This is a genomic window from Nesterenkonia ebinurensis (assembly GCF_008711175.1).
GTDB lineage: Bacteria > Actinomycetota > Actinomycetes > Actinomycetales > Micrococcaceae > Nesterenkonia > Nesterenkonia ebinurensis.
This window is the reverse complement of record NZ_VWNF01000018.1, coordinates 1-12,252: the sequence shown is the minus strand read 5'-3', so window position 1 is coordinate 12,252 and position 12,252 is coordinate 1. Positions and strand designations below refer to the sequence as shown.

Sequence of the window (12,252 nt, the reverse complement as noted above, 5' to 3'; positions counted from 1 at the left end):
GACCACCAACTGGACCGGGTTCTTCCTCTTCACCCTCTCCCTAGCAGTGATCATCGCCGCAGCCCTAGCCACCCGCGCAGTACTGATCGCACCCATCGCCTCCCTCTTCGGCCGCATAAGCCGCTGATCTCCGGTCCGCATGGCGGACTCGCTCTGTCACCTGACGACGTGATGTGCCACACTTCATTAATTGTGATAAGAATCACCATTCTTTAAAGAGCTCGATGGGGAGCGCACATCGCGAAAGGTGGTTATCAGCGTGGATAACTTGGCAGTTCTGAGCCTTTTGGCCATTGCTCCGATCCTTGTGGCCGGCATTCTGCTGGCCGGCTTCCGATGGCCGGCCAAATACGCCATGCCGCTCAGCTATGTCTCCGCCCTGGTGATCGCCTGGGCAGCCTGGGAGATGCAGCCCACAGCTCTGGCCGCAGCCTCCTTGGAGGGCCTGATTGTGGCCGGAACCCTGCTCTACATTGTCTTCGGAGCCCTCCTGCTGCTCTCCACGGTCACCGTCTCCGGGGCCATGGACCGCATCAAAGCCGGCTTCAATCACATCTCCCCCGACCGGCGCATCCAGGCGATCATCATCGGCTGGCTCTTCGGCAGCTTCATTGAGGGCGCCTCCGGCTTCGGCACTCCGGCGGCCGTGGTAGCTCCGCTGCTGCTGGCCATGGGCTTCCCCGCCATGGCTGCGGTGACTGTGGGGCTGATCATTCAGTCCACCCCGGTGAGCTTCGGCGCTGTCGGCACCCCGATGGTGGTAGGCGTAGGCAATGGCCTGGGCGAGACATCCCCGGGTGTCTCTGAACGCATCGGGGAACTGGGCATGAGCTACTCAGAGTATGTAGCGCATATCGGCTTCCAGACCGCGCTGATCCATATGGCGGTGGGCATCCTGATCCCGCTGATCCTGGTCTGCCTGCTCACCGGTCTCTTCGGCGAGAAACGCAATTTCGCCCTGGGCCTGAAGGTCTGGCCCTTCGCCATCTACGCTTCGCTGGCCATGACCATCCCCTCGGTGACCGTGGCCTACCTGTTGGGCCCGGAGTTCCCCTCGCTGATCGGCGGCCTGGTCGGCCTGACCATCGTGATGCTCACCTCTTCCAAGGGCTTCCTGATGCCTAAGGAGACCTTCGACTTCGGCCCGCGCGCTGCCTGGGAGGAGCGCTGGATGGGCCGCATCGCCCCCGGCGAGGTCAAGGAGACCAGCGAGGCGCCCAAGATGACCCTGGTGCGCGCCTGGTCCCCCTACGTGCTGCTGGCCGCGATCCTGGTGATAACCCGGTTGGTCGATCCGCTCACTGAGTTCCTCACCTCCCCGGGCCGCACCCGGCTGGCCTTCACCGACATCCTGGGCGTGGAGGGCATCAACGCCGATGTGGACCTCTTCTACTCCCCCGGGTTCATCCTGATCCTCACCTCAGCGGTGGGTTACCTGATCTACCGGATGAACGGTAAGCAGATCGCCACCACATGGAAGGTCTCGGGCAAGCAGATCGCCGCCACTGCGGTGGCCCTGCTCTTCGCCGTGCCGATGGTCCGTGTGCTCATTCAGTCCGGGGCCAATGAGTCTGGCCTGGAGTCCATGCCGGTGGTACTCGCCCAGGGTGTGGCGAATATCGCTGGGGACACCTGGCCGTTCTTCGCCCCGTTCATCGGAGCGCTGGGGGCATTTGTAGCCGGGTCAAACACGCTGGCCAATCTGACCTTCACCCAGTTCCAGTGGTCCACGGCGAACACCATCGGGGCCAGCCCTGAGACCGTTGTCGCCGCAGGTGCTGTTGGCGGCGCCGGCGGCAACCCGATCGCTATCCACAACATCGTTGCTGCCTCAGCCACAGTCGGCCTGTTCAATCGGGAGGGCGACATCATCCGCAAGACCGTATGGATCACCTTGTACTACTGTGTCGCCGCCGGTTCTGCGACCTTCCTGGCCATCCATGGTTTCGGCCTGAACTTCGGCACCGGAACTCTCATTCTGCTCATCACCGGACTGCTGGCCCTGGGCTACTGGGCCGTCCGGCGCGGAGAGTCCGGAGCAGTCCGGCTGCCCGCACAGAACTGAGAACAGGAAAGCACGACGCCGCCTGCCCACCTCTTGCTTTCGTAACTGTGTTCGATTCATACTGGGTGGGTGAGAGTTTCCGAGCTGACCACTGTGGCGTGGCCGGGGCCACCGGTGCAGCTGCCGGCCACCCCTGAGGCGGTGCCTGCCGGGTTCCCCTCCCCTGCCCTGGACTTTGTGCATGAGAGCATCAACCTCCAGGAACATCTGATCCATGACCCGCCGGCCACCTTCATTGCCCGGGTCAGTGGAGACTCGATGACCGGGGCGGGGATCAGCAACGGTGACCATCTGCTCATCCGCAAAGGCACCCGACCACGGGACGGTGATGTGGTGGTGGCTGTATTGGACGGGCAGTTCACGGTCAAACGGCTGCGGCTTACCAGCTCTGGAGTCCTGCTGGAGGCCGCCAACCCGGACTATCCGGATATCCCTGTTCCAGAGCTCTCTGAGCTGACCATCTGGGGTGTGGCCTATATGTGTCTGCACAGTCTGCGATGACTCAGCACCTGGTCGCTCTGGTCGATGTCAACAGCTTCTACGCCAGCTGTGAGCGCGCCTTCGATCCCACTCTGGCTGGGAAGCCAGTGGTGGTGCTGTCGAATAACGACGGCTGCGCGGTGGCGATGAGCCCGGAGGCCAAGCAGCTCGGCATCACTGTGGGGGCTCCATGGTTCAAACTGGCTCCTGCTGCCGGGCAGATGGGCCTTCTGGCCCGGTCCAGCAACTATGAGCTCTACGGGGATATGAGTCACCGGTTCCTACAGATCATCGGGGAGCACTCTGCCCAGGTGGAGAAGTACAGCATCGACGAGGCCTTCGCCAGCATCAGCAGCTCCCCCGGCCAGGCCAGCACCTGGGCCCAGGGCCTGCGACAGGAAATCGCCGAACGCCTGGGGCTCCCGGTGGGGATCGGTCTCGGGCAAACTAAGACGCTGGCCAAGCTGGCAAACCTTGCTGCCAAGAAGCTGGCAGAGATGAACGGGGTCTGTGTGTGGGAAGGGCTCGCCGGGGACTACCGTGAGCAGGTGCTCGCCCGACTCCCGGTGCAGCAGATCTGGGGCATCGGGTCCCGCACGGCCAATAAGCTGGCCGCAATGGGGATAGACACTGCTGGGCAGTTGCGGGACGCTGATCCGCCGATGATCCGCCGGCGACTCGGGGTCCCGGTGATGCGCAGCCTGTTGGAGCTGCGCGGTCAGTCCTGCATAGAGCTGGAGGATGCGCGGGAGTTTCACGATTCCTTGGTGTTCAGCCGGTCCTTCTCCTCGCCGGTGACCACCTGTGAGGTCATGGAACAGGTGCTGACCAGCTATGCCCAGCGTGCCTGCACCCGGCTGAACACCCGCGCCAGTGAGGCTCGGACGCTGACCGCCTGGGCGATGACCTCCTGGCACAGCAGCAAGGCATTCGAGTCACCCTCGGTGACGCTGTCCCTGCCAGCTCCGAGCAATGACCCGGTGGTCCTCTCGCGGGCGGCCAAGGCGCTGCTGCCGAAGATCACGGCGGGCACCCGCTACACCAAGGCGGGGATCACACTGACCGACCTCTCCCCCGCCGGCGTCCAGCCCACCCTGGATGTGCTGAGCGATCCGCAGCAGGAACACAGCCTGGGGCCGCTGCTGCACCAGGTGCGGAATAAGGTCGGGACGGACTCCATCGGCCTGGGCCGCGGCGGACTCCGGATGCCCGCCGAGTGGGAGATGCGCCGGGAGATGATGAGCCCGCGCTACACCACCCGCTGGGAGGAGATGCTCACGGTCCACGCCACCTGAATGGCGTACGTTGTACGATATTCGGGTGACTACCAGCAGCACCACATCCAGCGCCCCTGCCTCCTCCAGCGCAGCCCATGAGTTCATCACCGTGCGCGGCGCGGCTGAGAACAATCTGCGCGGCGTCGATGTCAATATTCCCAAGCGCAGGCTCACTGTCTTCACCGGAGTCTCTGGTTCGGGCAAATCCTCCCTGGTCTTCGGCACCGTGGCAGCAGAGTCCCGGCGGCTGATCAACGAGACCTACGATGCGTTCATCCAGGGTTTCATGCCCGCTATGGCCCGCCCCGAGGTGGAGGTGCTGACCGGCCTGACCGCCGCAATCATCATTGACCAGGAGCGGATGACCCCGAATCCACGCTCCACGGTCGGCACGGTGACTGATGTCAACGCGATGCTGCGGATCCTCTTCAGCCGCTTTGCACAGCCGCAGATCGGCTCACCGCAGGCCTACTCCTTCAATGTGGCCTCGGCCTCCGGGGCCGGGACGCTGACTAAGGCTGACGGAACCCGGGAGCCCGCGGGCTTCAGCGTCACCGGAGGCATGTGCATCCGCTGCGAGGGGCGCGGTCAGATCAACGACATCGATCTGAACCAGCTGGTGGATGAGTCCAAATCGCTGAACGAGGGTGCGATCACGGTTCCCGGCTACAAAGTGGGCGGCTGGTCGGTGCGGTTCTACAGCGAGTCCGGGTTCTTCGACCCGGATAAGCCGGTCAGGGACTACACCGAGCAGGAACGGCAGGATCTCTTCCACCGGGAGCCGGGCAAAGTGAAGATCGGCGGGGTCAACATGACCTTCCAGGGATTGGTCCCCTCGGTGCAGAAGTCCTTCCTGTCCAAGGACCGCGATGCGATGCAGCCGCATATCCGGGTCTTCGTGGACCGGGCCGTGACCTTCACCGACTGTCCCGACTGCGGCGGAACACGGCTCTCCCAGCTCACCCTGTCCTCTAGGGTGGCCGGGAAGAACATCGCCGAGCTCTGCGCTATGCAGATCAGCGATCTGCTGGAGTGGAGCGCCGGGCTGGACACCTCCGACGAGGAGCTCAAAGGCGCCGATCCGCTGTTGTCCGCCATCGCGGAGACCCTGCAGAATTTTGTGCGTATCGGCCTGGGCTACCTCTCCCTGGAGCGCTCCTCCGGCACACTCTCCGGGGGCGAGGCGCAGCGGGTCAAAATGATCCGCCACTTGGGCTCCTCACTGACCGATGTGACCTATGTCTTCGACGAGCCGACCGTGGGCCTGCATCCGCACGATGTGGACCGGATGAACGAGCTGCTGCTCAAGCTGCGCGATAAGGGGAACACCGTGCTGGTGGTGGAGCACAACCCCGAGGTCATGGCGGTGGCCGACCATATCGTCGACATGGGCCCGGGGGCCGGCAGCCACGGCGGCCAGGTGGTCTACACCGGGGACTTCAGCGGACTGCGCGCCTCGGGCACCCTGACCGGCGAGCACCTGGAATCCCGGCAGCCGCTGAAGCAGACCCCGCGAGAGCCCGCCGGCCCCCTGGAGATCCGGGGTGCGGCCACCCATAACCTGAAGAATGTGGACCTGGACGTGCCCACTGGTGTGCTGGTCGCCGTCACCGGGGTGGCCGGATCCGGCAAGAGCTCCCTGATCCACGGATCACTGGCTGGACGGGAGGGCCTGGTGGCTGTGGACCAGGCGCCGATCCGCGGCTCGCGGCGCTCCAACCCGGCCACCTACACCGGTCTGCTGGAGCCGGTCCGCAAAGCCTTCGCCAAGGCCAACGGTGTGAAGCCCGCTCTGTTCAGCGCCAACTCGGAGGGCGCCTGTCCCAACTGCGGCGGGGCCGGAGTGATCTACCAGGACCTGGGGATCGTCTCGGGAGTCTCCACCGTGTGTGAAGAGTGTGAGGGCCGCCGGTTCCAGGCCTCGGTGCTGGAGTACACCCTGGGCGGGAGGAACATCGCCGAGGTGCTGGCCATGCCGGTGGAGGAGGCCCTGGAGTTCTTCAGCGGCAGCGCAAACGACGGCGCCGGATCGGCTCGACTGCCCGCAGCCCAGAAGATCCTCACCCGGCTCTCCGACGTAGGCCTGGGCTACCTGACCTTGGGCCAGCCGCTGAGCACCCTCTCCGGCGGTGAGCGCCAGCGCATCAAGCTGGCCATTGAGATCGGCTCCGATGCCGAGGTGATCGTCCTGGACGAGCCCAGCGCGGCCCTGCATATGGCCGATACCGAACGGCTGATCGGCATGCTGGAGAAGATCGTTGACTCCGGGCGGACGGTGATCGTCATTGAGCACAACCTGGATGTGATCTCCCGGGCTGACTGGATCATCGACGTCGGTCCCGGGGCGGGGCACGACGGCGGAGAGGTGGTCTTCTCCGGCACACCGGCGGATCTCCTAAGCGCAAAGGGCTCACTGACCGGGCTGCACCTGAGCCGCCGCCATCAGGGTGAGCACTGAGCGTTGCACTTTGTTAGAAGACGTGTTCTAATAAGAACTGCGCGATGGGAAGCGCTGACGCGTGCAGAGGCCCTCCTCACTGCTTCCGCAGGCGTCACCCGTTTCGGGGGTCCTACATCCTTGTCATGACAGGGATGCAGGGCTGCCCGGATAAGGGGGACAGGGCAGGCAGAAGGGCCTCGTCCCACTTTATTCCCACCTTTCATCGGGAACCGGTGACCTCAGAAGGTCTCTCCGCCGGACACTCTCACCCCAGCCCGTAGGGCGAACTTCGAGAGCTGCAAGGAGAGATCGTGCCCCGCCAACCACTGAGACCAGGAACCCACGGCGCCGTCAACGTCAAGGAGGACAGCGGCGGAGGCTACTACGCCAGGGTCTTGTACAGAGACTCCAGGGTGAACCGTACTGGGTTTAGTTCCGCTGTATGGGTGTGGGAGTCTCGTCCCGCTGGTGTTCATAGTATGCCGCTTCAACTTCGGCGGGTGTCTGGTGGCCCAGATGTTCATGCAGCCTGGTGGTGTTCCACCAGTGGACCCAGTTCATCGTGGCGAACTCGACTTCGGTCAGGGATCGCCATGAGGCCTGGGAGTAGATCAGCTCGGTCTTGTACAACCCGTTGACGGTCTCGGCCAGGGAGTTGTCGTAGGAATCGCCCACGCTGCCAACAGAGGGCCGGATACCGTGATCGGCGAGTTTCTCGGTGTAGGCCACAGCGACATATTGACCTCCGCGGTCCGAATGATGGATCAAATCGGTCTCTTTCTGCCGTCTGGCGGTGGCCAAGGCGTGCTCCAAAGCTTCTAACGACAGGGCCTCGGTGGTCATCGAGGCCCGGGTCGCCCAGCCCACGATCCTGCGGGAGTAGGCATCGATGACGAAAGCGGTGTAGACGAACCCTGCCGATGTTCTGACATAGGTGATGTCGGCTACCCACAGCACCCCTGGTGCGGGGGCTTTGACGTGACGTTCCACGAGGTCAGGGCGATGATCCGGCACCGGGGCCGGCACCGTGGTGCGTGGTTTCCTTCCCCGTACAGCTCCTGTGATCCCGGCTTTGCGCATCAACCGATACACCTGATCACGGCCGATCTCCCAGCCTTCACGGCGTAGGGCATGCCACATCTTCCGCACCCCGTAGACACTGTAATTCTGGGCATAGATCCGCTGAATCTCGGGGATGAGCAGATCATCCTTCAACGCCCGAGCACTACGGACGCGTGCTTTGGCTGCCCGGTAGCCGCGGGAGGTGATGAACCCACACTCTGTCTGGTGAAGCACCCGGCAGATGGGCTCGACCTAAGAAACGATCCCTGTGCGTATCGATGTAGCGGATCATCTCGTCGTGGGGCGGTCGAGCTCCTTGGCGAAAAACGCCGAGGCAGATTTCAGAATCTCATTGGCCCTCTTGAGTTCTTTGTTTTCTCTGCGCAGCCGGCGTAGCTCTTCGATCTCATCGGTGCTCAGCCCGGACGCCTCACCGGCATCACGACGAGCCTGTTTGAACCAGTTATTCAGCGTGTGGGCAGAGACTCCAAGCTTCTCACCGACAGCCTGGGCAGCACCCCAGATTGATGAACTCTCGATGCGGCGGTGGTCTTCCATCATCCGCAGCGCCCGGTCCTGAAACTCAGCAGGGTAAGGCTTCTGATGGGTGGTCATAGTTCAATCCTCCTTGAACGGGTAGGACGGAACAACACCCAGTACGGTTCAGCCTCCGCGGGGCGCTGGGAGAACACGACATCTGCGGTGACATGCCCTTGCGGCCGGTTCTGCGCTCGAGCCCTCGGCTGGCGGAGTGCGCGGCCTGTTCGCAGGCAGGTGACGAGCTCACGCTTGAGAGCACCACGCCCCTGGATGAACATCGACTGGTAGATCGCCTTATGGCTGATGCGCATGGACTCATTATCCGGGAAGTCGACCTTCAGACGGTGCGAGATCTGCTCCGGACTCCACGCCGTCGCCCACCGGCGATCGGCCCGGTGCGGCTTGTTACGACCTTTCCAGTCCGTCGTCACCGGCCCAGCAACGACGGCGCCATCAGCGCGGGTCACCGACCCCTCGAGACGTTCTTGGACGTAGTCACGCAGCCTGTCGTTGGTCGCGAGCTTCGCCAGCTTCGGGCGCTTCGCCGCCTGCTGTGCTTTCCACTGCGCCACCAACGCCCGATACTCCTGCTTCCCGCTGCGCGTTGCGGCGTTGCTCGCGAGAGATCGTCCCGGGGTCGCGTCCGATCCTGCGACCGATCTCGCGCACGCTGACCTGCTTCGCGCGCAGGAGCGCGATCTCCTCGCGCTCCTCGAAGGACAGATAGCGGCCGGTGGGCGCGGCCAGTGAGATCGGTGGCATCCCGCCAGCGTGGCGAAACCAGCGGGTCCCGACCGGGACGGACACGCCCACCTTCAGCGCTGCTTCGGCTGAGGTGATGCCCGTCGCGATCAGACCCCAGAACTGCCGCTGCACTACCCGCGATGGATCAGGCCGCCCGGGCGAACGCATCGCCGGGCGCAGGGCCCGATCCGCACGCCACTGCCGACGCGTGCTTTCGGGCACATCGCTGGTCTTTTTGCTCCAATCCACCGTAACCATCGTTGAACACCTCCACGATTGAGAGGTGTTGCGACGACCAATTGAATCCGCCTTGACTGCCCGCATCGGAGTGGTGCAGCAAGCCGGTGGAGGTGAACTCCACATTCGCCCGCCTGCGGGTGAACAGTGCCTGCTCCAAGGCGCTGAGCACTAGCGGTGTCGCCTTCGACGTCGAGACTCTCCAGCCCAGGATCCTGCGTGAGTACACGTCGGTGATGAACGAGACATAGCAGAACCCCGCAGTCGTCCAGACGTAGGAGAAATCCGCCACCCACCACTGATCGGGGCGCCTGGGCAAGCCCCAGCGGCGGTTGACGTGGTCGGGGTGACGGGGTGCGGAACGGTCGGACTTGGTGGTCCGCACTCGGCGTTTGCCGCGCCGCACCCCGTCGATCCCGGCCAGTCTCATTAACCGTTCGCATCGATCGCGGCCGATGTCGATCCCGGCACGCTTGGCGGTCTTCCACAGTTTGCGGCGCCCGTAGAGCCGACGGTTCTTGGCCCACCGGTCGAACAATGCGTTGGCTTCATAGGCGTCAGCCAGTTCGGCCTCGGTGGGCCCGAAGCCACGGGCTGCATAGGCGTAGTAGGTGGACGGGGCGATCTGGATGCCGTGTTGACTCAGCACGGTGATGATCGGCTCGACCCCGAACCGGTCCTGGTGACTAGCGATGTAGTCGATCAAGACCCGAGTTTGCGGTCGAGCTCCGCCGAGGCGAAAAACGCCGAAGCGGTCTTGAGGATCTCATTGGCACGTTGCAGACGAGCGTTCTCAGCCCGCAATTTAGCGTTTTGAGCCTCCAACGACTCCCCATCGGCGCTGGCCGGCCGGGTCCCGGCTTCGCCCAGCTCGCGGCGGATCCAGTTGCGCAACGTCGCAGGATTGATCCCCAGAAGCTCTCCGACCTCGGTGCGGGCCTTGAGCTGGGAGACATCACCTTCGGCCATCCGGTCGGTATACATCCGAACCGCTCGCTCCTGGGTCTCAGGGTCATATTTCCTCGGTGCCGGCATGATCACATTCTCCTTGTTAGATCATGCCCTCCGGCAAACCCAGGCCGATTCACCACCCCTCTCGGAACGTTGCACTCAAGCTCGGTATCCACCGAGACTCGGACCTGCATGACCAGGGTGAAGACGGCGCAGACCTAGCCTTCAGCAACCGACGGGGCAGCACACCGTGAGCCTTAAGTGATTGGCTTCTCCCGAAACTCTCTTCACCCACATCATGGGGCCGGAAGGCCCCGTCCTTCCGACTCCTGCTGTTCCGGTCACCGAGACCTGGCAGAGGCTCTCTAGCCTTGACCTTCCCGTTCTTGGCATCGCGGGCAGCCTCGATGCCGCCGACCACCTGCGAATGGTCCGCGAGCTGACCACCTCTGTGCCAGAGGGGCACCTAGTAAGCGTCGAGAACACGGCCCACTACCCAAACCTTGAACAGCCAGCAACATTCAACGAGGCCATCAACAGTTTTCTGGGCGACGTGGACGGCAAGATCAGATGATTTCCACCAGGCGTATCAGATAACCATCAGGGTCTTGGACAAGATACTCGTACTGTCCTTCCCGGCCCTCTGCGGTGTCATACCAACTCTGGTGTATATCTCGGAACGGCTCGAACCCCTGAGAGGTAAGGCGTTCTCGTACTGCATACACATTGGGCACTTCGATCTGAACGTTCAGCCCACGACCACGAGGGGCAAGGAGGGACCCCACAACCCAAGCCCGGTCATGATCCTCTTCAATCATGAGCTGGGCTCCCGCTAAGTCAAGGTAAGCGAATCGCGGCGAATCTCGGGTGAACACGATCGAGAATCCAACCCCCTGCACATAGAAACCCATACTCACGGAGAAGTCACGAACCAGCATCTCGGGGACCAAGGGATTCCAGCGCATTCTTCGATTCTGCCAGAGCTGACCAGAGAGGGACTGCAGCGCCTTGAAATCGTGCCACTCCAAGGAATCAACGGAGAGTGCCGCTCCATGCTGTCAACGAAGATTCCAAACGCCACCGCAGCAATCCCCTCCATGTCCACCAGCACGTGCTGGTACAGCTTGTTCTACTCAAAGTGCTCCCAGCCCCGCGAAGTCAGGCTCATACTCACCCAAAGGTAGCCGCGGATCCTCACCACCGCGAGTAGCGAATCTCGACACAACTGCACCTGGGGGCATCCACACTGTTGCTCCAGCAAAAATCGCATCGAAGTGAAATCATGCCGCCCAGTGTCCGGCATGGGCAGGACTTCGACGGGGCGGGTTGTTCTCGGAAGCGGTCTGAACTCGTTCTCGGAACTGGGCTCGGAATGTTACGAAGCTGCCTCCAAGCTAGAGCATGTCTGATAAATGCTTGGTCCAGGCGATGACGCCGTGCATGTAGGGCCGCGGCTCGGAAGATGGTGGCGAGGTTGTCGTAGCGGGTGGCGATACCTCGCCATTGCTTCAGGTGGCAGAAGCCGCGTTCGACGATGTTGCGGCCCTTGTAGCTCTGGGCATCGAATTTCGGGGGCCTGCCGCTGCGCTGTCCTCGGTTGGCCCGGTGGCGCTTCTGGTCATCAGGCTCAGCGATGGTCGCGGTGATCGCCCGGTTACGCAGGTACTTCCGGATAGCCTTCGATGAGTAGGCCTTATCGCCCAGCAGTTCCTCGGGGCGTGTGCGTGCTCGTCCTGGCCCGATGCGCGGGACTCTGATCTGTTCCACCAGCGGAATCAGCACCGGAGCGTCGTTGGCCTGGCCGGGTGAGACGATCGTGACCAAGGGCAGTCCGTGGCCCTCGACCAGCTGGTACACCTTGGAGGTCAGGCCGCCGCGGGAGCGGCCTACGGCGTGATCAGGGGGCTCGTGACCAGGATTCGTGCAATTCGATGAAGCCCCCTGTGTCGCGGGTGATGGTGGTGGCGTGCTGGTGGGCACGAGCGGCGGTGGAGTCCACTGAGACCTTCCAGTCGATGAGTCCTTCAGCATCAGCGGCGGCGGTCAGTTTCGCCAGGATCTTCTCCCAGGTTCCGTCAGCAGAGAGGCGGCGGTGCCAGGTCCATACCGTCTGCCACGGGCCGAAGACCTCGGGCAGGTCCCGCCAGGCGATGCCGCATCGATACCTGTAGATGATGCCTTCGACCACGGTGCGAGCATCAGCAAACGGGCGACCCTTGAGGCCGGTGGGTTTTGGCAGCTGATCGTCGATCAGCTCCCATTGAGCATCAGAGAGAACCTGGAACCGAGTCATGCCTCCAGGCTCCCAGCCCACCCCTCACATATTTCTCAGACACGCTGTGAGTCTTGAGGTAGCTGGTCTGGGACTGGCTGGCGAGGATGGGAGTTGGTCGCTTCATTCCGGTCGTGACTCAAGACACGCTCGGCCACCTATCCGGGGTGCCCTGCTAGGGATC

General features: G+C 63.2%; 6 protein-coding genes, 5 pseudogenes and 1 other annotated feature. Of the genes and pseudogenes, 5 read left to right on the top strand and 6 right to left on the bottom strand.

What is annotated here, in order from left to right; genetic code table 11:
• Positions 1–259: 259 nt before the first annotated feature.
• The 4 genes from F0311_RS07520 to F0311_RS07505 all read left to right on the top strand — a co-directional run bounded on the left by F0311_RS07520 (position 260) and on the right by F0311_RS07505 (position 6,280).
• The gene (locus tag F0311_RS07520; RefSeq protein ID WP_150461330.1) at positions 260–2,065 is read left to right on the top strand and encodes an L-lactate permease; all 1,806 of its coding nucleotides are present in this window, start codon (positions 260–262) and stop codon (positions 2,063–2,065) included.
• 69 nt (positions 2,066–2,134) lie between these two features.
• Positions 2,135–2,566 carry a LexA family protein gene (locus F0311_RS07515; protein WP_396897425.1) on the top strand — a complete coding sequence of 144 codons (432 nt, stop codon included), beginning with the start codon at positions 2,135–2,137 and terminating at the stop codon, positions 2,564–2,566.
• Positions 2,545–3,840, top strand: a complete 1,296-nt coding sequence (locus F0311_RS07510) for a Y-family DNA polymerase (protein ID WP_223881201.1) — start codon at positions 2,545–2,547, stop codon at positions 3,838–3,840. The genes F0311_RS07515 and F0311_RS07510 overlap by 22 nt, the downstream gene beginning before the upstream one ends.
• A gap of 25 nt (positions 3,841–3,865) precedes the next feature.
• Positions 3,866–6,280, top strand: a complete 2,415-nt coding sequence (locus F0311_RS07505; protein WP_191089803.1) for an ATP-binding cassette domain-containing protein — start codon at positions 3,866–3,868, stop codon at positions 6,278–6,280.
• A 411-nt stretch (positions 6,281–6,691) separates the two neighbouring features.
• On the opposite strand, the pseudogene F0311_RS07500 reads toward F0311_RS07505, so the two are convergent.
• The 4 pseudogenes from F0311_RS07500 to F0311_RS19195 form a co-directional block, all read right to left on the bottom strand.
• A pseudogene (locus F0311_RS07500) lies at positions 6,692–7,939 on the bottom strand (IS3 family transposase).
• Positions 7,940–7,989: 50 nt separating this feature from the next.
• Positions 7,990–8,866: pseudogene (locus F0311_RS07495) on the bottom strand (transposase); the annotation flags it as partial.
• Between the two features lie 52 nt (positions 8,867–8,918).
• Positions 8,919–9,667 (bottom strand): annotated as a pseudogene (locus tag F0311_RS19010) (IS3 family transposase); the annotation flags it as partial.
• Positions 9,462–9,593, bottom strand: a sequence feature (AL1L pseudoknot). (Overlaps the previous pseudogene by 132 nt.)
• Positions 9,668–9,691: 24 nt before the next feature.
• Positions 9,692–9,814: pseudogene (locus F0311_RS19195) on the bottom strand (hypothetical protein); the annotation flags it as partial.
• 247 nt (positions 9,815–10,061) lie between these two features.
• Between F0311_RS19195 and F0311_RS07480 the strand changes: the two are divergent.
• The gene (locus tag F0311_RS07480; protein ID WP_150461326.1) at positions 10,062–10,370 is read left to right on the top strand and encodes an alpha/beta fold hydrolase; all 309 of its coding nucleotides are present in this window, start codon (positions 10,062–10,064) and stop codon (positions 10,368–10,370) included.
• On the opposite strand, the gene F0311_RS07475 is transcribed toward F0311_RS07480, so the two are convergent.
• Together F0311_RS07475 and F0311_RS07470 are read right to left on the bottom strand one after the other, a co-directional pair.
• Complete coding sequence (locus F0311_RS07475) at positions 10,363–10,761, bottom strand: VOC family protein (protein ID WP_150461325.1); 399 nt, start codon at positions 10,759–10,761, stop codon at positions 10,363–10,365. The two genes, F0311_RS07480 and F0311_RS07475, sit on opposite strands and share 8 nt — an antisense overlap.
• A 429-nt stretch (positions 10,762–11,190) precedes the next feature.
• A pseudogene (locus tag F0311_RS07470) lies at positions 11,191–12,089 on the bottom strand (IS5 family transposase).
• Between the last annotated feature and the right edge of the window lie 163 nt (positions 12,090–12,252).